The organism is Microbacterium sp. 2MCAF23, assembly GCF_052115565.1.
Classification (GTDB): Bacteria; Actinomycetota; Actinomycetes; order Actinomycetales; family Microbacteriaceae; genus Microbacterium.
Map to the genome: position 1 here is coordinate 1 of NZ_JBFRGY010000003.1, position 20,308 is coordinate 20,308.

A 20,308-nucleotide genomic window follows, 5' to 3' on the forward strand; every position below is an offset into this window, starting at 1 on the left:
CGGGCAGAAGATGCTCGGACTGATCCATGCGGCCGCCGTGATCGATGGGATCTACGACCGGCTCACCCAGCAGGCCCGGATGGTGCAGGTCGCGAACACGGCAGCCGTGAAAGACGCCACTGCGGGACGGACACCGGATCCGGACGCTCTGGGCGATTCGGACGATGACCGCAGCATCGACCAGCTCCGCGCCGACCTCTGCGCCGACACCCTCCTCACCGGCGCCCCGTCAGGGCGCGACACGACCGCGGGCCTGCTCGCCGCGATCCAGGCGCGAGTGGAAGTCACAGTCCCCGTGTTCACCGCGATGGCCGCCGACACCGCGGTCCCAGGTCTCGGCTCCACGTTCGGGATCCGCACCGAGCAACCCGCCGAACTCGCCGGCGGACAACCCATCGACACCCACACCGCCCGCATCCTCGCCGGTGGAGCCATCGCCTGGGAACGCGTACTCACCCACCCCATCACCGGGGCGATCCTCGCCGTCGACCACTACCGGCCCAACACCGACCTGCGCCGACTCCTGCACGCCCGCGACTCCCGCTGCCGATTCCCCACCTGCGGACTCCCACCCGCCGCCCAAGACCTCGACCACACCATCGACGCCGCCTACGGCGGCGCCACAGAGGAAGGCAACCTCGGCGGGCTCTGCCGACGCCACCACGTCCTCAAACACCAGACCACGTGGGCCGTGAAACAGAAGGGCGCGGGCGTCCTCGAATGGACCAGCCCCACCGGCTCGACCTACATCGACAAACCACCCGCCCCCGTCACCTTCACCACCGACGAACCGGACCCGCCACCCGTCGATAAAGCCGCGCCATTCTGACCCGCCTCCGGAACGCGAGAGCCCGGGATTCCGACGCCGCCCCGAGCCGTTCCGACCCATCGCGATCGCTTTGCGGCGACGTCAGGAAAGTCAGGAAAGAGGGCTTCCGATGCGCTCTCAGACCTCCGTCGCGACGACCTCGGCCTTGAACCCCTCGCTGTTCTCAAGCCAACCCGCATAGTGGCCGGGGCCTCCTGCATGCGGGTACCTGTCGTCGTACAGAGCGCTCCAGCCGTGCGAAGCGGCGGCCGCCATCAGCGCGTCGACGTCGCTCCGCGTTCCGCCGTGGAACGCCAGATGGTTCAATCCGGCCAGCCTGCGGTCGTGGCCGGGGCCGTGCAGCGCCGGAGCCGAGCAGATCGTGAGGTAGGCGTCGCCGTTCCGCCACGAGCGGCCCTCTGCCCAGACATCCGCCGGCTCGAACCCGACCTGTCCGAGCAGCCAACCCCATTCGACGGCGGACTGCGCCACGTCGGCGACCCAGAGTTCGACGTGATGGAATCCGCGCATCCGCTCATCCAACCAGACTCGCCACCGTGCCGCGCGGCCCCGTCCCGGGACGTCACACCCGTCGGGGCGGACGGATGCGGTGCCTTAGAATTCTCAGAACTCGGCACGCTCTGGGCCGGGCTCGAACACCCGAGACACACACGACGATTGGTGCCCTGTGCTTCCCGCATCGCCCGACGCGCTCGCCCCGGACTGGCTGAAGGAACCGGCCGATCCGAACGATCTCGCCCCGGGGGTGTGGCCGGCTTCCGCACGGCGCGACGCCGACGGACAGCTGGAACTCGGTGGCGTCGGCGTCGCCGAGCTGCGTGCCCGTTTCGGCACCCCGCTCTACGTGCTGGACGAGGCGGAGGTACGCGCCCACGCAGCCAGGATCAAGGCGGCCTTCGACGTTGCCGCGGCCGCTCACGACACCAAGGCGCGCGTCTACTACGCCGGGAAGGCGTTCCTCAGCACGGAAGTGGCTCGCTGGGTCACGCAGGAGGGCCTGCGCGTCGACGTCTGCAGCCGTGGTGAACTCGAGATCGCACTGGCCGCCGGCATCAAGCCGTCGCGGATCGGCTTCCACGGCAACAACAAGACCGTCGCCGAACTGGAGCGCGCCGTCGAGGTCGGGGTGGGCACGATCATCGTCGACTCCGCCATCGAGATCGAGCGCCTCGGCGCGATCGCCGAGCGCCGCAGCGCCGAGCGCAACGGCACGGGGTCCGACGGATACGTCCAGCGTGTGCTGCTCCGAGTGAACAGCGGCGTGCATGCGGAGACCCATGACTTCCTCGCCACCGCCCACGAGGACCAGAAGTTCGGCACTCCGCTGGAGGCCGCGCCCGCCCTCGTCGAGCGGATCCGCGAGATCCCCAGCTTGAAGCTGCGCGGTCTGCACTGCCACATCGGATCCCAGATCTTCGGTTCCGCCGGCTTCGCCGAGTCCGCGTCGCGCGTCGTCGAGCTGCACGCCGAGCTACGTGAGGGCGAGGAACTGCCCTTGCTCAACCTCGGCGGCGGTTTCGGCATCGCCTACACCGCGGCCGACGATCCGACGCCGATCGAGGAGCTCGCCACCGCCATCGTGGAGGCGGTCGCGCGTGAGTGCGAGGTGCGCGGGATTCCGCTCCCGACCCTCGCGTTCGAGCCGGGGCGCGCCGTCGTCGGCCAGGCCGGTGTGACCCTCTACGAAGTCGGCACCACCAAGGAGGTCTCACTCGGCGACCGAGGTGAGCGCCTCTACGTGAGCGTGGACGGCGGCATGAGCGACAACGCCCGCCCTGCCCTGTACGGATCCGAGTACTCGGCGCGCATCGCCTCACGCGAGGGCACCGGCGCACCGGTGCTCGCCCGGGTCGTGGGCTCGCACTGCGAATCGGGGGACATCGTCGTCGATCACGAGTACCTCCCCTCCGACGTCACCCCGGGCGACCTGCTCGCGGTGCCGGCGACCGGCGCGTACTGTCACGCGCTGTCCAGCAACTACAACCACACCGCGCGTCCCGCGGTCGTCGCCGTGCGCGACGGTCACGCGCGGGTGATCGTCCGGGGGGAGACCCTCGACGACCTCCTCTCCCGGGATGCGGGCATCGCCGCTCCGCGGACGAAGGAGCGCACCGGTGCCCGCACCGGAGAAGGAGAAGCATGACGGAACTCGACGGCACCCGCCGCACCCTGCGCGTCGCCCTGCTCGGGGCTGGATCCGTGGGGTCGCAGGTCGCGCGCCTGCTCCTCGAGCATCAGGGCGACCTGGCCGAGCGCAGCGGCGCCCGGCTGGAACTCGCAGGGATCCTCGTCCGGGACGTCGATGCGCCTCGCGACGCGGAACTGCCGCGTGAACTGCTCACGACCGATGCCGAGGTGCTGATCCAGAGTGCGGATATCGTGATCGAGCTCATGGGCGGCATCGAGCCGGCGCGCGGCTATGTGCTCCAGGCGCTGCGCAGCGGCGCCGATGTCGTCACCGGTAACAAGGCCCTGCTGGCCACTCACGGGGCCGAGATCTTCGAGGCCGCGGATCAGGTCGGTGCATCGGTGTCGTACGAGGCGGCGGTCGCCGCGGCGATCCCGATCATCCGCCCCCTGCGTGACTCGCTCGCCGGCGACCGGATCAAGCGGATCTTCGGAATCGTCAACGGCAGCACGAACTACATCCTCGACTCCATGGACCGCCAGGGCCTGAGCGCCCAGGAGGCGCAGCAGATCGCCACCGACCTCGGGTACCTCGAGGCCGACCCCACGCTCGATCTCGAGGGCTACGACGCGGCCCAGAAGGCCGCGATCCTGGCCAGCCTCGCGTTCCACACGCAGGTCTCGATCGATGACGTGCACCGCCAGGGCATCGAGTCCGTCACCGCCGACATGATCGCCGACGCCCGCCGAGCGGGCTACGTGATCAAGCTGCTGGCCGTATGCGAGCGTCTGTCCGAGGACGGCGGCGACGCCGTCTCGGTGCGCGTGTACCCGGCGCTGATCGACCGGGAGCACCCCATGGCGAGCGTGCACGGCGGCAACAACGCCGTCTTCGTGGAGGCTGAGGCCGCCGGTCCGCTCATGTTCTACGGTGCCGGCGCGGGCGGCGTGCAGACCGCGTCGGCCGTGCTCGGCGATGTCGTCTCGGCCGCACGCCGGCACATCGCCGGCGGTGTGGGCGTGGGGGAGTCGGCTCGGCAGAGCCTGCCGATCGCGCCGTTCGGACACATCACCACGCGCTATCAGATCACGATCGAGGTCGCCGACGTCACCGGCGTGCTCGCCACCGTCGCCGGGATCCTCAGCGACCACGGCGTCTCCATCGCCACCGCGCTGCAGACGATCGAGCGAGGCGAGCAGCGCAGCACCGCCCGCCTCGTGATCGGCACCCACCGCGCCACCGAGCAGGCTCTCAGCGACACCGTCGCCCGCCTCGCCGACAGCGACGCCGTCACCCGCGTGGTGTCGGTGCTGCGGGTCGAGGGGGAGTGACGGTGAACGCTGCGACCGGCCCGATGCCCGGGCGCACCGTCGAGGTGCGCGTCCCCGCCACGAGTGCCAACCTCGGCCCCGGGTTCGACACCCTCGGTCTCGCGCTGAGCATGTACGACGAACTCGAGGTCACGGCACTCGAGCCGGGACGGATCGACGTCGAGGTCTCCGGATCCGGCGCCGACGAGATCGCCCGCGACGCCTCCAACCTCGTCATCCGCTCGATCGCGCACGTCTTCGCCGATGTGGGCGTCCCGATGCCGGGGATCCATCTCGTGGCAAACAACGGTGTGCCGCACGGGCGCGGGCTCGGCTCGTCCGGCGCCGCGGTCGCGGCCGGAGTGCTGGCCGCGAAGGGATTGCTGGAAGGGATCGTCGACCTCGACGACGATGCGCTGTTGCGTCTTGCGACGGAGCTCGAAGGGCACCCCGACAATGTGGCTCCTGCCCTGTTCGGCGGTCTGACCATCGCCTGGACGGCTGCGCGCGGCCCGCAGCACAAGAAGCTGCTCGTGCACCGCGGCGTCTCGCCGCTGGTGCTGGTGCCCGGCTACACGATGTCGACCAAGGCGGCGCGCAGTCTGCAGCCGGAGCAGGTGCCGAGCGAGGATGCGGTGTTCAACGTCTCCCGCTCCGCGCTGCTCATCGCAGCGCTCACGCAGAGCCCCGATGTGCTGCTGGACGCCACCGACGACCGCCTGCACCAGGACTACCGCGCGCCCGCGATGCCCGAGACGAACCGACTCGTACGCGCCCTGCGCGCCGAGGGTTTCGCGGCGGTCGTCTCCGGCGCCGGCCCCAGCGTGCTCGTGCTGTGCGACGGACCGGGCAGCCGCCTCGAAGCCGTGCGAATCGCCGAGGCTGCCACGGACACTCCGTGGATCCCGCAGATGGTCGCCGTCGATGTGCGGGGTGGTACAGTGAGGGAACGAGCGGAGGGTTCTTCGTCACAATCGTGATCCCGACCCGCGACGCACTTACCGCGTCAGCCGCACAGCACCCGAAACCGCACCACGAGCCGGTCACCGAGCTCTCTGCGAGCGTGTTCTCCGGGTGGCATGCAGGGGACAGCCTGTTCTCGGCATGATCGTGCGGTCGCGCCCCGGCATCTGCCGTGTGCGCATCGAATTTCCCACGACTTACAAGAGGAGTACTCGTGGAGACTATCTCCGAGACCCAGATCGAGACCTCGGCTCCGGCTGAGCACGCGCCCGCCGAGGACGCACCCAAGGCCCCGCGCAAGCGCGCTCCGCGCCGCGCGACCACGGCCACCGCTGCCGCGAAGGCCGCGGAGGCTGCGGAGTCCGCGCCCGCAGGCGGGGAGGCATCGCCCGCCGCCGAGACACCGGCCGAGGACGCTCCGAAGGCCAAGGCCCCGCGCCGCAGCCGTGCGAAGAAGACCGAGGAGGCTCCCGCCGAGACGGCCGCCGCCGACGCTGCCCCTGCCGCCGACGCTGGCCCTGCTGCCGACGCCGCCCTCGCGGCCGACGCGTCGGCCGAAGAGGCCCCGAAGGCGCGGGCCCCGCGCCGCAGCCGTGCGAAGAAGACCGACGACGCCCCGGCGGAGTCCGGCGAGGCGGCGCCGGCTGAGGCCGCAGCCGAGCCGGTCACGAAGGAGGCGCCCGCGGACGCGGCGCCTGCCGACGCGCAGCCTGCCGACAATTCCGCCGACGGCGGCGAGGAGACGAGCGGCCGCAGCCGCAGCCGGTCCCGCTCGCGCAGCCGCAACCGCAACGGAGGCCAGGACGGCCAGAGCAACGGTGGCCAGAACAACAACGGCCAGAGCAACAACAACGGCCAGAACAACAACCAGGGCGGCCGTGGCGGCGCTCAGGACATCGACGAGGACGGCGGCACTGGCCGCGGCCGCCAGCGCAACAAGCGCCGGGGCGGTCAGAACCAGAACGTCGACGAGTTCGAGACCGAGATCGGCGAGGACGACGTCCTCATCCCGATCGCGGGCATCCTCGACGTGCTCGACAACTACGCCTTCGTGCGCACCACCGGCTACCTCTCCGGCCCCAGCGACGTGTACGTCTCGCTCGGCCAGGTGAAGAAGTACAACCTGCGCAAGGGCGACGCCGTCGTCGGTGCGATCAAGCAGCCCCGCGAGGGCGAGCAGCAGGGCCGCCAGAAGTACAACGCGCTGGTGAAGGTCGACTCGGTCAACGGCCTGAGCACGGAGGACGCCGCGAACCGCGTCGAGTTCTCCGCCCTCACCCCGCTCTACCCGCAGGAGCGCCTGCGCCTGGAGACGGCGCCGGAGAAGCTCACGCAGCGCATCATCGATCTCGTCGCCCCGATCGGCAAGGGCCAGCGCGGCCTCATCGTCGCGCCCCCGAAGGCCGGCAAGACGATCGTGCTGCAGCAGATCGCCAACGCGATCGCGCAGAACAACCCCGAGGTGCACCTCATGGTCGTGCTCGTCGACGAGCGCCCCGAAGAGGTCACCGACATGCAGCGCACGGTGAAGGGCGAGGTCATCGCCTCGACCTTCGACCGTCCGGCAGAGGATCACACCACCGTCGCCGAGCTCGCGATCGAGCGTGCCAAGCGCCTGGTGGAGCTGGGGCGCGACGTCGTCGTGCTGCTCGACTCGATCACCCGCCTCGGCCGCGCGTACAACATCGCCGCTCCGGCCTCCGGCCGCGTGCTCACCGGCGGCGTGGACGCATCGGCGCTCTACCCGCCGAAGCGCTTCTTCGGCGCCGCGCGCAACATCGAGAACGGCGGATCCCTCACGATCCTCGCGACCGCACTGGTGGAGACCGGATCCAAGATGGACGAGGTCATCTTCGAGGAGTTCAAGGGCACCGGCAACAGCGAGCTGCGCCTGAGCCGCGCGCTGGCCGACAAGCGGATCTTCCCGGCCGTGGACGTCAACGCGTCCTCGACCCGCCGCGAGGAGATGCTGCTGAGCCCCGACGAGGTCAAGATCACCTGGAAGCTGCGTCGTGCCCTCGCCGGGCTCGACCCGCAGCAGGCGCTCGAGGTCGTCCTCGGCAAGCTCAAGGAGACCGACTCGAACGTCGAGTTCCTGCTGCAGATGCAGAACGCGCAGCTGGGGAAGCCCTCCGCGGGCACCGGCCACAGCCACGCGTCCGAGAACAGCATCCGCTGATCCGCGCAGCCTGAACGCTGCCTCATCCGGGAGGGATCCGGTCGTCATGTTCGAGCAGGTCGAGTCGCTGCGCGACGAGCACCGCAGGGTGGAGAGAGAGCTCTCGGACCCTGAGGTGCACGCCGACGCGGCGCGGGCGAAGCGGGTCAACCGCCGCTACGCCGAGCTCAGCCGCATCGTGAAGGCGCATGACGACTGGATCGCCGCCGGCGAGGATCTCGAGACCGCGCGCGAGTTCGCCCGCGAGGACGAGTCGATCGCGGCGGAGATCCCCGGCATGGAGGAGGGGCTGCAGGCCGCCCAGGAGAAGCTCCGGCGCCTGCTGATCCCTCGGGATCCGGATGACGCCCGTGACGTGATCATGGAGATCAAGGCGGGGGAGGGCGGAGCCGAATCCGCCCTCTTCGCCGCCGACCTGCTGCGCATGTACGTGCAGTACGCGGCGTCCAAGGGCTGGAAGACCGAGCTGCTCGATCGCACCGAATCGGATCTCGGCGGTTACAAGGACGTGCAGGTCGCGATCAAGGGATCCTCCACGGACCCCTCCCAGGGCGTCTGGGCCCACCTCAAGTACGAGGGCGGCGTGCACCGGGTGCAGCGCGTACCGGCGACCGAGTCACAGGGCCGGATCCACACGTCCACCACCGGGGTGCTGGTGTTCCCCGAGGTGGATGAGCCCGACGAGATCGCGATCAACCAGAACGACCTCAAGATCGACGTGTTCCGTTCCTCAGGGCCTGGCGGCCAGTCCGTGAACACGACGGACTCCGCGGTGCGCATCACGCACGTGCCGAGCGGGATCGTCGTGTCCATGCAGAATGAGAAGTCGCAGCTGCAGAACCGTGAGGCGGCCATGCGGGTGCTGCGCGCCCGTCTGCTGGCCAAGCAGCAGGAGGAGCTCGACGCCGCGGCCTCCGATGCGCGTCGCTCGCAGATCCGCGGCATGGACCGCTCCGAGCGGATCCGCACCTACAACTTCCCCGAGAACCGGATCGCGGATCACCGCACCGGGTTCAAGGCCTACAACCTCGATGCCGTGATGGACGGGGCGCTCGAGCCGCTCATCGAGTCCGCGATCCACGCGGACGAGGAGGCCAGGCTCGCCGCCCTCGGCACCGAGGACTGACCGCCCGACACCCCGGAGAGCGTTCCGTCACCACGCTCCGCGCGTGGGTGCGCGTCCTTCGCGCGCGTCGTCCGGTAGCGCCATTTCGGCACGCATCCCCAGCAGCCGCACCGGCCGGTCGGGGTCTATCCGGGCGATGAGCTCCCGTGCCTTCGCGATGACGAGATCGCGGTCGACGGTCTCCGGGATCCGCTTGGTGAACGTCTTCGTCGTGAACGGGGCGTAGCGCACCTTCAGCCCGAGGCCGATGACGGGCCGTCCGTCCTCGGCGACGTCGTCCAGAACCTGTTCGAGCAGCGTCAGTGCGGCCTGCTCGATCTCCGCGCGGTCGGCGAGATCGGTCTGGTAGGTCGTCTCACGGCTGTGCCCGCGCGCGACCCAGGGTGTGTCGTCGACGACGGCGGATCCGCCGCCCTGTCCGAGTTCGCGGTACCAGAGCCCCATCCGCGGGCCGAACTCGGCGACGAGCCCGTCCTCCGGCGCGGTCGAGAGTTCGGCGACCGTGCGGATCCCGAGGGCCACGAGGCGCTTCGACACCTTCGGGCCGACGCCCCAGAGCTCGATCACGGGGCGTTCGCCCATCACGTCGTCCCAGTTCTCGGCCGTGAGGCGGAACACGCCCCGGGGCTTGCCGAACCCGGTCGCGATCTTCGCCCGTACGAGCGTGTCCCCGATGCCCACGCTGCAGTGCAGTCCGGTGCGCTCCAGGACGGCATGCTGCAGGCGCCGTGCGTACGCCTCAGGATCGTCCGTGTCGACGCCGACGAACGCCTCGTCCCAGCCCAGCACCTGCACCACGGCGCCCGGCTGGGCCCGCACCGCCGCCATCACTTCGGCGGAGGCGGCCAGATACGCGGGCGCGTCCACCGGCAGGATCACCGCATCCGGAGCCTTGCGAGCCGCGATCCGCAGCGGCATCCCCGAGCCCACGCCGAACGCGCGCGCCTCGTAGGACGCCGTCGACACCACCGCGCGCTCGGTCGGATCGCCGCGACCGCCCACAATGAGCGCAAGCCCGGCCAGCTCGGGACGGCGCAGCACCTCGACGGCCGCGATGAACTGGTCGAGGTCCACATGGAGCACCCAGCGCATGCCCCGACAGTACGCGTCGCGAGCCGGGCGCGCACCCGTGCCCCGCTATGCTCCGGCCATGAGCCTCTTCCTCACGCGCACCCTGATCTTCGTGGCATCCTCCGCGATCGGCCTCATCGTGGCCGATCTGCTGCTGACGGGTTTCACCATCGAGTGGAGCAAGTGGTGGGGCTTCGTGCTGTGCGTGCTCATCTTCACGGTGCTGCAGAGCCTGCTCGCGCCCTGGATCACGTCCATGGCCAACCGCTACGCGCCGGCGCTGCTGGGCGGGATCGGCATCATCTCCACCTTCGTGGCGCTGCTCATCGTCGTGCTGCTGCCCATCGGCGGCCTGCGGATCACCGATGCGCTCGGCTGGGGGCTCGGACCGGTCGTGGTCTGGATCATCACGGCGGTTTGCACCGTCGTCCTGCCGCTGCTGCTGATCAAGCGGGAGGTGCGCGAAGCGGCGGCGCTCAAGGCCGCGGCCAAGAAGCGCTGACGAGGAGGCCCCGCGGGGGCGAGGTCAGATCGAGTAGTCGGGCACCGACAGGATCCTCGCCGTGTTCTCTCCCTCGACACGAGGTCTGGCCCTGGCGGGAACCCCGGTGAGCACGGAGTCGGCGGGCGCGTCCTTCGTGACGACGGCGTTGGCGCCGATGGCGGAGCGCGCACCGATGACGACGGGGCCGAGGATCTTCGCTCCTGCGCCGACCACGACGCCGTCCTGGAGCGTGGGGTGGCGCTTGCCCGCGTCGCGGGTGCGGCCGCCGAGGGTGACCCCGTGGTAGAGCATCACATCGTCGCCGACCTCGGCGGTCTCACCGATCACGACGCCCATGCCGTGGTCGATGAAGAAGCGACGGCCGATCGTGGCGCCGGGGTGGATCTCGACGCCGGTCAGCCAGCGGGCGACCTGCGAGCCCATCCGTGCCGGGAAGCGCAGCCCGCGCGTCCACAGCGCATGGTTCACGCGATGCGCCCAGATGGCGTGCAGACCCGGGTAGAGCAGGGCGATCTCGATCCCGCCACGTGCGGCGGGGTCACGGAGCCGGGCGGATGCGATGTCTTCGCGCATCCGCCCGGCCCACGACATGCCAGAGTGCGGCATCAGTCCTCGCGCAGGTCCTCGAACAGGGCGGTGGACAGGTAGCGCTCGCCGGTGTCCGGCGCGATCACGACGATGGTCTTGCCCGTGTTCTCGGGGCGTGCGGCGACCTTCAGCGCCTGTGCGACGGCGGCGCCGGCGGAGATGCCGACCAGCAGCCCCTCCTTCGCCGCCAGGTCCCGGGCGGTGCTGAGGGATTCCTCGAAGCCGGCGGTGATGATCTCATCGATGACGTCGCGGTCCAGGATCGCGGGGACGAAGTTCGGGCCGATGCCCTGGATCTTCGCCGGGCCGGGGTGCCCCTCGCTGAGCAGGGGGGAGTCGGTCGGCTCGACGGCGATGACCTTCACCTCGGGGTTGGCCGCCTTGAGGGCCTGACCGGTGCCGGTGATGGTGCCACCGGTGCCGATGCCCGCGACGAAGAAGTCGACGTCGCCGTCGGTGTCGCGCAGGATCTCCTGCGCCGTGGTCTCGCGGTGGATCTGCGGGTTCGCGGCGTTCTCGAACTGTCGGGCCCAGACGGCCCCCGGGGTCTCCGCGATGATCTCCTGCAGCTTCTCGATCGCGCCCTTCATGCCCAGGGTCGGGTCGGTCAGCACGAGCTCTGCGCCGAACGCCTTCAGCAGCACGCGGCGCTCCTTCGACATGGAGGAGGGCATCGTCAGGATCACGCGGTAGCCACGCGCGGCGCCCACCATGGCCAGGGCGATGCCGGTGTTGCCGCTCGTCGCCTCGACGATCGTGCCACCGGGCTTCAGCTCGCCGGAGGCCTCCGCGGCGTCGACGATCGCGATGCCGATGCGGTCCTTGACGCTCGAGGCCGGGTTGAACGACTCGAGCTTGACCAGCACCGTGGCGCCGAGGCCCTCGGTCACGTGGTTCAGCTTGACGAGCGGGGTGTTGCCGAACGTGCTGGTGATGTCGGAGTGGATGCCTGCCATGAGGGACCTTTCGATGGACGCACTTCTTCGGGGTTGCCACGATCCCATCCCGCTTCCGACGGGGACACGATCGAGCACAGCCTAGGACGATGGCGTGTGGGCCCGGTGAATGTGACGCCCGCATTACGCTGGACGTCTATGTCCGTGCCCCTTGCCGATGCCCTCCGCCGCGCCGCCACGACCCTCGGCGACGGCGGCGTCCCGGATCCCGTCGTCGACGCCGAGCTCCTGGCCGGGCACGTCCTCGGGCTCGGTCGCGGCGCCGTCCAGGCGGCGATGATCCGCGGAGACGTGCTGACCGATGCGGACGAGGCTGCCCTGGACGCGCTCGTCGCACGCCGTGCCGCGCGGGAGCCGCTTCAGCATCTCACCGGCATGGCGCCGTTCCGCCACCTCGAGCTGGCGGTGGGGCCCGGTGTGTTCGTGCCGCGCCCGGAGACCGAGATCGTCGCGCAGTTCGCGATCGACGCGCTGCTCGCGACCGCCTCGCCGGTTCCTGTCGGCGTGGATCTGTGCACCGGATCCGGAGCCATCGCCCTCGCTCTCGCGACGGAGGTGCCGCACGCACAGGTGCATGCCGTCGAGCTCTCGCCCGAGGCGCACGCCTGGGCGCTGCGGAACACGGCGGGGCAGGAGAACCTCTCCCTGGTGCTCGGTGACCTCCGCTCGGAGCTGGGGGAGTTGGACGGCACGGTCGACGTGGTCATCTCCAATCCTCCGTATGTGCCGGACGATGCCGTCCCGCGCGATCCGGAGGTGCGCCTTCACGACCCTGCGCTCGCGCTGTACGGCGGCCCCGACGGACTCGACGTGGTGCGCGCGATCAGCCGCCGCGCCTGGGCGCTGCTGCATCCCGGCGGGACGCTCGTGCTCGAGCACGCGGAGGTGCAGGGCGACGCGATCCGTGAGCTCCTCGCTGCGGACGGCTGGCGCGCGACGGCGACGCACCGCGACCTGACCCAGCGCGACCGCGCGACGACGGCGATCCGCCCGTAGCCGGATCCGCCGGCTTGGGGAGATCCGCACCCCCGCTCAGGGCGCACGGCGCCGCGCCCCGTAGACTGGGCCGGTCATGTCCTCAGTCTTCGATAGCCGCGACGCGGATCAGATCCTCACCGGTATGCGCCAGGCCCGTCTTGCCATCGGCCGCGGCGAGCTGGTCGTGCTGCCCACCGATACCGTCTACGGCGTGGGCGCCGATGCCTTCAGCCCCGCCGCCGTGCAGCGCCTGCTCGACGCGAAGGGGCGAGGGCGCCAGCAGCCACCGCCCGTCCTCGTCGGCAGCACTGCCACTCTCGCCGCCCTCGTGGAGACCGTGCCGGAGCCGGTGCAGCGTCTGGTCGACGAGTTCTGGCCCGGCGGGCTCACGATCGTGCTGCCCGCGCAGCAGTCTCTGGTCTGGGATCTGGGCGAGACCCACGGCACGGTCGCCGTGCGGATGCCCGACCACCGGGTCGCGCTCGCCCTGCTCGAGGAGACCGGCCCGCTCGCCGTCTCCAGCGCGAACCTGACCGGGGAGCCGGCCGCCGTCGAGGTCGATCAGGCCAAGGACATGCTCGGCGACAGCATCGAGGTCTACCTCGACGCAGGTCCCGCGACCCGTGGCGTCGCCTCCACGATCGTCGACGCCACGTCGCTCGTGCGCCCGGGGGGCGAGGACCCGAAGGTGCGCGTGCTCCGCGAGGGTGCGGTCTCCCGCGACGAGCTCGCCCGCGTGCTCGGGGACCTGCTCGACGAGCAGCCCTGATCCCGGCCGGAGGAGAGCGACCCCGTGAAGCAGTACCTGTTCACCGTGATCCTCACGGCAGCCGTGACCCTGGCCTGCTCGTGGGCGGTGTGGCAGCTCAGTCTGCGCTTCAAGTTGTACCCGGGCATCCGTGAGCGCGATGTGCACACGACGCCGACGCCGCGGCTCGGGGGAGTGGCGATGCTGCTCGGCATCCTGGCGGCGTTCACCGCGAGCGCGGCCAGTCCGTTCTTCCACATCATCTGGGCGCAGCCGCAGACGATGTGGTCGGTGGTCGGCGCGGTCTTGCTCATCGCGATCGTCGGCGTCATCGATGATCTGTGGGATCTGGACTGGATGATCAAGCTGGGAGCGCAGTTCCTGGCCGCGGGGCTGGTGACGATCGTCGGCGGGCTGCAGATCGCCTCGCTCCCGCTCGCCGAGCCCGTGATCGGATCCAACTGGCTGAGCATCGTGATCACGATGTTCGCGATCGTCATCGTCATGAACGCGGTGAACTTCATCGACGGGCTCGACGGCCTGGTCGCCGGCGTCTGCCTCATCGCCAACGGCGTCTTCTTCGCCTACTCCTACATCATCGCCCGCGACATCGGCCAGTCCAGCTACTTCAGCCTCGCCCCGTTCATCGCGGCCGTGCTGATCGGCGCATGCATCGGATTCCTGCCGATGAACTGGAGCCCCGCGAAGCTGTTCATGGGCGACTCCGGCGCCCTCGTGATCGGCCTGCTCATGGCGACCAGCGCCGTCGCCATCACCGGGCAGCTGAATCCCGCTGTGCTCACCAACGCGCAGATCGGGCGCTCCCAGCTGCTCGGCGCGTTCATCCCGATCCTGCTGCCGGTCGTCGTGGTGCTGCTGCCGCTGCTCGATTTCGGACTGGCCGTGCTGCGACGCATGGGCGCGGGCAAGTCGCCGTTCTCGCCCGATCGTAAGCACCTGCACCACCGCATGCTCGACCTCGGCCACCGCGGCCGCGATGCCGTGCTCATCTTCTACGCGTGGACGGCCATCATCTCGATCGCCGTGCTGCTGATGTACATCGGCTCGCGCGAGGGCTGGTACGGCGAATACGCCGCCGGCATCATCTTCGGCGTCGTCGGGGCCGCGGCCTGCCTCGTCGTCACCCTCATCCCGTCGCGTCCGCGCGCATCCCAGAAGGAATCGAAATGAGCTCCGCGAGCGACCGCCCCTCCGCCGGCCAGAGCCCCGTCACCAGCACCCCGGTCCTGCGCACGGCGCTGATCGCCTCCGGCATCGCCGCCGTCGTACTCGCGATCGTGGCCGGGATCATCGGGGGAGTGCTCAAGGGCGCCCCGGGCGTGTGGAGCGGCCTGATCGGCGCCCTCATCGCGGTGCTCTTCGGGGCGATCACAGCCGGCAGCATCCTCATCGCCAACCGCTGGTTCGGGCAGGAGCTGTACGTGCAGCTGTTCTTCGCGATCGTGATGGGCGGCTGGTTCCTCAAGCTGGGGCTGTTCTTCGTGCTCATCCTCGTTCTGCGCGGGCAGCCCTGGCTGGAGCCGCTCGTCTTCTTCTGGGCGCTGCTGGCAGGCGTGCTGGTCTCGCTCGCGATCGACGCGGTGGTGTTCCTGAAGATGCGGCTGCCCGTCGTCAGCGACGCATCCCTGCCGACCGTCGCCCCCGAAGACGTCGCTCCGGGCGCGGGAACCGGCTCACAGCAGGCTCCGGACGCGGATTCAGGCAACTCACTGGTCTGATAGGCTGGAACCCGAGCCCGCTCGTCACGCGAGCGTTGCGCTGTGAAGCATATCGACCGACGCCCCGGTAGCCCCCGGTGCCCCGACGCTGGAGCCCGCGCTGTTTAATCTTGCTGCGACCATGATCCCTCGACTGGCCGACAACGGCGGGTTCCACGGACCGTCCATCGACGACTTCTTCCCCGCGCCGTTGTTCTACATCGCCGGCATCGGCGTGACACGCATCAACCTGGTGCAGGCGTTCTCGGTGCTCGTTCTGGTGCTCTTCCTCGTGCTCGGCACCCGACGCATGAAGATCGTCCCCGGGCGGTTCCAGAGCGTCGTGGAGATGGGCCTGGACTTCGTCCGCGGCGGCATCGCGCACGACCTGCTCGGACGCAAGGACGGCGACCGCTTCCTGCCGCTTCTGACGACGATCTTCTTCATGACGCTGTTCTTCAACCTGACGGGCATCATCCCGTTCCTGAACATCGCCGGATCCAGCGTCGCGGCCGTTCCGCTCATGCTGGCGGTCATCAGCTACGTGACCTTCATCTACGCGGGTCTCAAGAAGAGCCCGAAGAACTTCGTGAAGAACGCGCTGTTCCCCTCGGGCGTGCCATGGCCGGTCTACTTCATCGTGACGCCGATCGAGATCATCTCGACCTTCGTGATCCGCCCGGTCACCCTCATGCTGCGACTGCTGATGAACATGGTTGTCGGGCACATGCTGCTCGTGCTGTGCTTCTCGGCCACCTGGTTCTTCTTCTTCACGGCGGGTGGCGGCTGGGCCGTCCTCGGCATCCCGACCCTCGCCTTCGGAGGCGCCTTCACGGCCCTCGAGATCCTGGTCGCTGTCCTCCAGGCCTACGTCTTCACCGTCCTCACCGCGGTCTACATCCAGCTCGCGGTCGCAGAAGAGCACTGACAACCCCTGCGGGCGGCGAACCTGCCGCCCACAACGAAAGGAAAAATCCGTGGACGCTACTACGGTTCTCGCAGCAGTCAACGGCAACCTCGCGGCAATCGGCTACGGCCTCGCCGCCATCGGCCCGGCCATCGGCGTGGGCATCGTCGTCGGCAAGACGATCGAGGGTGTCGCCCGCCAGCCCGAGCTGGCCGGTCGCCTGCAGGTCCTGATGTGGATCGGCATCGCCTTCACCGAGGCGCTCGCATTCATCGGCATCGCCGTCGGCTTCATCCCCTTCCCGTAACCCGCACTCGAATCCCGAAGGAGACAGGATGCTGAACGCTCTTGTCACGCACCTCGCGGCCGAGGGTGAGACGAAGAACCCGATTCTTCCCGAGACCTACGATCTCGTCTGGTCGGGTCTGTTCTTCCTGATCATCTTGTTCGTGGTGTGGAAGGTCGCTCTTCCCCGGTTCACGAAGATGCTCGACGAGCGCTCCGCGGCCATCGAGGGCAACATCGCCAAGGCCGATGAGGCGCAGAAGCAGGCCGAGGCCGCGCTGGAGGAGTACACCCGCCAGCTCGCCGAGGCCCGCACCGAGGCCGGCGCGATCCGCGAGACCGCCCGTGAGGACGGCAAGAAGATCGTCGCCGAGGCCAAGGAGACCGCTGCCGCAGAGGCCGCTCGCACGACCGCAGCCGCACACGCGCAGATCGAGGCCGAGCGCCAGACGGCGTTCGTCTCGCTGCGCAACGAGGTCGGCGGCCTCGCCCTCGACCTCGCCGGTGGCGTGGTCGGCGAGACCCTCTCCGACGACGCACGCGCGACGGCCGTCGTGGACCGCTTCCTGGCGGACCTCGAGGCCTCCGAGGCGGCGAAGTAATGGGCAGCGCGACCGCTCAGGCCCTTGAGGCGTCGAGCAGCGCTCTGACCGCCGCGCAGGGCATCACCCTCGACGTCGCCGGAGACCTGTTCTCCGCTACGCGCCTGATCGGTGAGTCCTCCGCGCTGAGCGGCGCGCTCGCCGATCCGTCTGCTCCGGTCGAGGCCCGCGCGGCACTCGTGTCGCGCGTCTTCGCCGGCGCGTCGGCGCCTGCGCAGCAGGTGCTGACCGTCGCGGTCTCGCAGCGCTGGTCCTCCGCCGCCGACCTGGTCGACGGTGTGGAGGAGCTGGCCGTGCGCGCTGCGGCGATCGCCGCGCCCGACGCCGACATCGAGGGCGAGCTGTTCTCGGTGTCGCGCCTGGTGGCCGGCAACGCCGATCTCGAACTCGCCCTGGGCAGCCGCCTGGGCGGCGGTGAGGGCAAGGCCGCGCTCGTGCAGAAGCTGGTCGGTGCGAGCCTGCACCCGGCCACGTCGCTGACCCTCACCTCGCTGGTGCGCCAGCAGCGTGGGCGCCGCGTGCGCCGGCTGCTGAGCAGGGCGATGCGCATCGTGTCCACGCAGCGCGACCGGATCGTCGCGACGGTGCACACCGCCGCTCCGCTGAGCGCGCCGCAGCGCGACCGTCTCCGCGCGGTTCTGGCCGGGCGCTACGGCCGCCAGATCGCGCTGAACGAGGTGCTCGACTCCTCCGTCGTCGGAGGCCTGCGCGTGCAGGTCGCGGACGATGTCATCGACGGCAGCATCTCCGCCCGCCTCGCCGATCTCCGGCACAAGCTCGCGGGCTGAAACACGACTTCGCGCGGGAAGCCGCGCACCCATACACAAAGGGAAGACAATGGCAGAACTTTCGATCAGCCCCGACGTCATCCGTGACGCGCTGAAGGACTTCGTCGCCGCGTACGAGCCCACGGGCGGCGTGGCGACCGAGGTCGGCACCGTCATCGACGCAGCGGATGGCATCGCGCACGTCGAGGGCCTGCCCGGCGTCATGGCGAACGAGCTCGTGACCTTCGCCGACGGCACCAAGGGACTCGCACTGAACCTGGATGAGCACGAGATCGGTGTCGTCGTCCTCGGCGAGTTCTCCGGTGTCGAGGCCGGCCAGGAGGTCACCCGCACCGGTGAGGTGCTCTCCGTCCCGGTCGGCGACGGCTACCTCGGCCGGGTGGTCGACCCGCTCGGCAACCCGATCGACGGCCTCGGTGAGATCGCGACGGAGGGCGTCCGTGCTCTCGAGCTGCAGGCGCCTGGCGTCATGCAGCGCAAGAGCGTGCACGAGCCGATGCAGACCGGCATCAAGGCCATCGACGCGATGATCCCGGTTGGCCGCGGCCAGCGCCAGCTCATCATCGGCGACCGCCAGACCGGCAAGACCGCGATCGCGATCGACACGATCATCAACCAGAAGGCCAACTGGGACTCCGGCGACGTCAACAAGCAGGTCCGCTGCATCTACGTCGCGATCGGCCAGAAGGGCTCGACCATCGCCTCCGTCAAGGGCGCGCTGGAAGAGGCCGGCGCCCTGGAGTACACGACCATCGTCGCCGCCCCGGCGTCCGACCCGGCCGGCTTCAAGTACCTCGCCCCCTACACCGGATCGGCCATCGGCCAGCACTGGATGTACGGCGGCAAGCACGTCCTGATCATCTTCGACGACCTGTCGAAGCAGGCCGAGGCCTACCGCGCCGTGTCGCTGCTGCTGCGCCGTCCGCCGGGCCGCGAGGCCTACCCGGGTGACGTCTTCTACCTGCACTCCCGTCTGCTGGAGCGCTGCGCGAAGCTGTCCGACGAACTCGGCGCCGGTTCGATGACGGGCCTGCCCATCATCGAGACCAAGGCGAACGACGTCTCGGCGTACATCCCGACCAACGTGATCTCGATCACCGACGGCCAGATCTTCCTGCAGTCCGACCTGTTCAACGCCAACCAGCGTCCGGCTGTCGACGTGGGCATCTCGGTGTCCCGCGTCGGTGGTGACGCCCAGGTCAAGTCGATCAAGAAGGTCTCCGGCACGCTGAAGCTCGAGCTGGCGCAGTACCGCTCGCTCGAGGCCTTCGCGATGTTCGCGTCCGACCTCGACCAGGCTTCCCGCCGTCAGCTGGCTCGCGGCGCGCGCCTCACCGAGCTGCTCAAGCAGCCGCAGTACTCGCCGTACCCCGTCGAGGAGCAGGTCGTCTCGATCTGGGCCGGTACCAAGGGCAAGCTCGACTCGATCGAGGTCGAGGACGTGCTGCGCTTCGAGCGCGAGCTGCTGGATCACCTGCGTCGCAACACCACCGTGCTCGACACCCTCCGTGAGACCAACGTCCTCGACGACGACACGGCCGCAGAGCTGGAGAAGGCCACCGACGCCTTCCTCCTCGAGTTCCAGGGCGGCAAGGGCCACGGCATCGGCGCTCCCGGACACGAGGAGCACAGCGCCGCGGACGTCGACGACGTGAACCAGGAGAAGATCGTCAAGGGCCGCCGCGCGTAATCGCGGGGATTCTCAGCTATGGGCGCACAACTCCGGGTCTACAAGCAGAAGATCTCTTCTGCTCAGACGACCAAGAAGATCACGAAGGCGATGGAACTCATCGCGGCTTCGCGCATCCAGAAGGCGATGGCGCGTGTCAACGCGTCCTCGCCCTTCGCGCGGGCCGTGACGAGGGCCGTGTCCGCCGTCGCGACGCATTCCAACGTCGACCACCCGCTCACCCGTGAGCCCGAGACGATCCGCCGCTCCGCGGTCGTGATCTTCTCGAGCGATCGGGGTCTGGCCGGCGCGTTCAACTCGCAGATCCTGCGCGAGGCCATGGAGCTCGCCGAGCTCCTGCGCTCGGAGGGTCGCGAGCCGGTGTTCTACCTGGTCGGTCGCAAGGCCGTCGGGTACTTCCAGTTCCGGCGCCTCGAGGCCGCCGCGGAGTGGACGGGTGACACCGACACGCCGTCCTTCCACACGGCAGAGGCCATCGCTGCCTCGCTGCTGGAGGCTTTCGAGCGCGGTGGCCAGCAGGGCGGCGTGGACGAGATCCACCTCGTGTACAACCGCTTCGTCAGCATGATGACCCAGTCGCCCGAGACGGTGCGCCTGCTTCCGCTGGAGATCGCGGAGGCCGACGCGGCCGACACCTCGAGTGCCGTGTACCCGTTGTACGAGTTCGAGCCGGATGCGGCGACGGTGCTCGACGCGATCCTGCCGGTGTACATCCAGAGCCGGGTCTTCAACGCCCTCCTGCAGTCGTCCGCCGCCAAGCAGGCTGCGACGCAGAAGGCGATGAAGTCGGCCAGCGACAACGCCGACAAGCTCATCACCGACTACACCCGCCTGCGCAACAACGCGCGTCAGGCGGAGATCACGCAGCAGATCGCCGAGATCGTCGGCGGCGCCGACGCATTGTCGTCGAGCAAGTAAGACCCCTCAGGAGAGAGAC

The 20,308-nt window shown here is 69.6% G+C and carries 21 protein-coding genes; 17 read left to right on the plus strand and 4 right to left on the minus strand.

Features of this window, described 5'->3' with window-relative positions:
- A partial coding sequence (locus AB4078_RS03435; protein ID WP_441975968.1) for an HNH endonuclease signature motif containing protein occupies positions 1-829 on the plus strand: 829 nt, incomplete at its 5' end.
- 117 nt (positions 830-946) lie between these two features.
- Here the strand turns inward: AB4078_RS03435 and AB4078_RS03440 are convergent.
- On the minus strand, positions 947-1,339 hold the full coding sequence (locus AB4078_RS03440; protein WP_441975969.1) for a VOC family protein: 393 nt from the start codon (positions 1,337-1,339) through the stop codon (positions 947-949).
- Between the two features lie 157 nt (positions 1,340-1,496).
- Between AB4078_RS03440 and lysA the strand changes: the two genes are divergently transcribed.
- The 5 genes from lysA (at position 1,497) to prfA (ending at position 8,535) form a co-directional block, all read left to right on the plus strand.
- The gene (gene lysA, locus AB4078_RS03445; protein ID WP_441975970.1) at positions 1,497-2,972 is read left to right on the plus strand and encodes a diaminopimelate decarboxylase; all 1,476 of its coding nucleotides are present in this window, start codon (positions 1,497-1,499) and stop codon (positions 2,970-2,972) included.
- Positions 2,969-4,288: a homoserine dehydrogenase gene (locus tag AB4078_RS03450; protein ID WP_441975971.1), complete on the plus strand. Its 1,320-nt coding sequence runs from the start codon at positions 2,969-2,971 to the stop codon at positions 4,286-4,288. The genes lysA and AB4078_RS03450 overlap by 4 nt, the downstream gene beginning before the upstream one ends.
- 23 nt (positions 4,289-4,311) lie before the next feature.
- Positions 4,312-5,247, plus strand: a complete 936-nt coding sequence (thrB, locus tag AB4078_RS03455; protein ID WP_441976148.1) for a homoserine kinase — start codon at positions 4,312-4,314, stop codon at positions 5,245-5,247.
- Between the two features lie 197 nt (positions 5,248-5,444).
- Positions 5,445-7,409, plus strand: a complete 1,965-nt coding sequence (rho, locus tag AB4078_RS03460; protein ID WP_441975972.1) for a transcription termination factor Rho — start codon at positions 5,445-5,447, stop codon at positions 7,407-7,409.
- Between the two features lie 46 nt (positions 7,410-7,455).
- The gene (gene prfA, locus AB4078_RS03465) at positions 7,456-8,535 is read left to right on the plus strand and encodes a peptide chain release factor 1 (protein WP_441975973.1); all 1,080 of its coding nucleotides are present in this window, start codon (positions 7,456-7,458) and stop codon (positions 8,533-8,535) included.
- A gap of 27 nt (positions 8,536-8,562) precedes the next feature.
- Here the strand turns inward: prfA and AB4078_RS03470 are convergent, their stop codons facing one another.
- Positions 8,563-9,627, minus strand: coding sequence for a DNA polymerase IV (locus AB4078_RS03470; RefSeq protein WP_441975974.1), 1,065 nt, complete (start codon positions 9,625-9,627; stop codon positions 8,563-8,565).
- 58 nt (positions 9,628-9,685) lie between these two features.
- On the opposite strand from AB4078_RS03470, the gene AB4078_RS03475 reads away from it, so the two are divergent.
- Positions 9,686-10,108: a hypothetical protein gene (locus AB4078_RS03475; protein ID WP_441975975.1), complete on the plus strand. Its 423-nt coding sequence runs from the start codon at positions 9,686-9,688 to the stop codon at positions 10,106-10,108.
- Positions 10,109-10,132: 24 nt separating this feature from the next.
- Here AB4078_RS03475 and epsC read toward each other — a convergent pair whose 3' ends face one another.
- Positions 10,133-10,717, minus strand: coding sequence for a serine O-acetyltransferase EpsC (epsC, locus tag AB4078_RS03480; protein ID WP_440732212.1), 585 nt, complete (start codon positions 10,715-10,717; stop codon positions 10,133-10,135).
- Positions 10,717-11,655, minus strand: coding sequence for a cysteine synthase A (gene cysK / locus AB4078_RS03485; RefSeq protein WP_440732211.1), 939 nt, complete (start codon positions 11,653-11,655; stop codon positions 10,717-10,719). Before cysK ends, epsC begins: the two co-directional genes overlap by 1 nt.
- Positions 11,656-11,793: 138 nt before the next feature.
- On the opposite strand from cysK, the gene prmC reads away from it, so the two are divergent.
- From prmC to AB4078_RS03535, 10 genes are all read left to right on the plus strand, one after another.
- Complete coding sequence (prmC, locus tag AB4078_RS03490; RefSeq protein ID WP_441975976.1) at positions 11,794-12,651, plus strand: peptide chain release factor N(5)-glutamine methyltransferase; 858 nt, start codon at positions 11,794-11,796, stop codon at positions 12,649-12,651.
- Between the two features lie 76 nt (positions 12,652-12,727).
- Entirely contained in the window at positions 12,728-13,402 is a 675-nt protein-coding gene (locus tag AB4078_RS03495; RefSeq protein WP_441975977.1) for an L-threonylcarbamoyladenylate synthase, read from the plus strand.
- 24 nt (positions 13,403-13,426) lie between these two features.
- The gene (locus AB4078_RS03500; RefSeq protein WP_441975978.1) at positions 13,427-14,572 is read left to right on the plus strand and encodes an MraY family glycosyltransferase; all 1,146 of its coding nucleotides are present in this window, start codon (positions 13,427-13,429) and stop codon (positions 14,570-14,572) included.
- The gene (locus tag AB4078_RS03505; protein ID WP_440732207.1) at positions 14,569-15,120 is read left to right on the plus strand and encodes a hypothetical protein; all 552 of its coding nucleotides are present in this window, start codon (positions 14,569-14,571) and stop codon (positions 15,118-15,120) included. Before AB4078_RS03500 ends, AB4078_RS03505 begins: the two co-directional genes overlap by 4 nt.
- Positions 15,121-15,241: 121 nt before the next feature.
- Positions 15,242-16,027, plus strand: a complete 786-nt coding sequence (atpB, locus tag AB4078_RS03510) for a F0F1 ATP synthase subunit A (protein WP_440732206.1) — start codon at positions 15,242-15,244, stop codon at positions 16,025-16,027.
- A 49-nt stretch (positions 16,028-16,076) separates the two neighbouring features.
- A complete protein-coding gene (atpE, locus tag AB4078_RS03515; RefSeq protein WP_292716640.1) occupies positions 16,077-16,313 on the plus strand; it encodes a F0F1 ATP synthase subunit C in 237 nt (78 codons plus the stop codon).
- A 28-nt stretch (positions 16,314-16,341) separates the two neighbouring features.
- Entirely contained in the window at positions 16,342-16,893 is a 552-nt protein-coding gene (locus tag AB4078_RS03520; protein ID WP_441975979.1) for a F0F1 ATP synthase subunit B, read from the plus strand.
- Complete coding sequence (locus AB4078_RS03525) at positions 16,893-17,681, plus strand: F0F1 ATP synthase subunit delta (RefSeq protein ID WP_441975980.1); 789 nt, start codon at positions 16,893-16,895, stop codon at positions 17,679-17,681. The genes AB4078_RS03520 and AB4078_RS03525 overlap by 1 nt, the downstream gene beginning before the upstream one ends.
- Positions 17,682-17,730: 49 nt before the next feature.
- Positions 17,731-19,371, plus strand: a complete 1,641-nt coding sequence (atpA, locus tag AB4078_RS03530; RefSeq protein WP_441975981.1) for a F0F1 ATP synthase subunit alpha — start codon at positions 17,731-17,733, stop codon at positions 19,369-19,371.
- A gap of 18 nt (positions 19,372-19,389) precedes the next feature.
- Positions 19,390-20,289 carry a F0F1 ATP synthase subunit gamma gene (locus AB4078_RS03535; protein ID WP_440732202.1) on the plus strand — a complete coding sequence of 300 codons (900 nt, stop codon included), beginning with the start codon at positions 19,390-19,392 and terminating at the stop codon, positions 20,287-20,289.
- Positions 20,290-20,308: the final 19 nt, after the last annotated feature.

Coding starts and splice junctions, on each gene's coding strand:
- AB4078_RS03440 (WP_441975969.1), bottom strand. CDS start 1,339: ATGCGCGGATTCCATCACGTCGAACTCTGGGTCGCCGACGTGGCGCAG.
- AB4078_RS03450 (WP_441975971.1), top strand. CDS start 2,969: ATGACGGAACTCGACGGCACCCGCCGCACCCTGCGCGTCGCCCTGCTC.
- thrB (WP_441976148.1), top strand. CDS start 4,312: ATGCCCGGGCGCACCGTCGAGGTGCGCGTCCCCGCCACGAGTGCCAAC.
- prfA (WP_441975973.1), top strand. CDS start 7,456: ATGTTCGAGCAGGTCGAGTCGCTGCGCGACGAGCACCGCAGGGTGGAG.
- AB4078_RS03470 (WP_441975974.1), bottom strand. CDS start 9,627: ATGCGCTGGGTGCTCCATGTGGACCTCGACCAGTTCATCGCGGCCGTC.
- AB4078_RS03475 (WP_441975975.1), top strand. CDS start 9,686: ATGAGCCTCTTCCTCACGCGCACCCTGATCTTCGTGGCATCCTCCGCG.
- epsC (WP_440732212.1), bottom strand. CDS start 10,717: ATGCCGCACTCTGGCATGTCGTGGGCCGGGCGGATGCGCGAAGACATC.
- cysK (WP_440732211.1), bottom strand. CDS start 11,655: ATGGCAGGCATCCACTCCGACATCACCAGCACGTTCGGCAACACCCCG.
- prmC (WP_441975976.1), top strand. CDS start 11,794: ATGTCCGTGCCCCTTGCCGATGCCCTCCGCCGCGCCGCCACGACCCTC.
- AB4078_RS03495 (WP_441975977.1), top strand. CDS start 12,728: ATGTCCTCAGTCTTCGATAGCCGCGACGCGGATCAGATCCTCACCGGT.
- AB4078_RS03505 (WP_440732207.1), top strand. CDS start 14,569: ATGAGCTCCGCGAGCGACCGCCCCTCCGCCGGCCAGAGCCCCGTCACC.
- atpB (WP_440732206.1), top strand. CDS start 15,242: ATGATCCCTCGACTGGCCGACAACGGCGGGTTCCACGGACCGTCCATC.
- AB4078_RS03520 (WP_441975979.1), top strand. CDS start 16,342: ATGCTGAACGCTCTTGTCACGCACCTCGCGGCCGAGGGTGAGACGAAG.
- AB4078_RS03525 (WP_441975980.1), top strand. CDS start 16,893: ATGGGCAGCGCGACCGCTCAGGCCCTTGAGGCGTCGAGCAGCGCTCTG.
- atpA (WP_441975981.1), top strand. CDS start 17,731: ATGGCAGAACTTTCGATCAGCCCCGACGTCATCCGTGACGCGCTGAAG.
- AB4078_RS03535 (WP_440732202.1), top strand. CDS start 19,390: ATGGGCGCACAACTCCGGGTCTACAAGCAGAAGATCTCTTCTGCTCAG.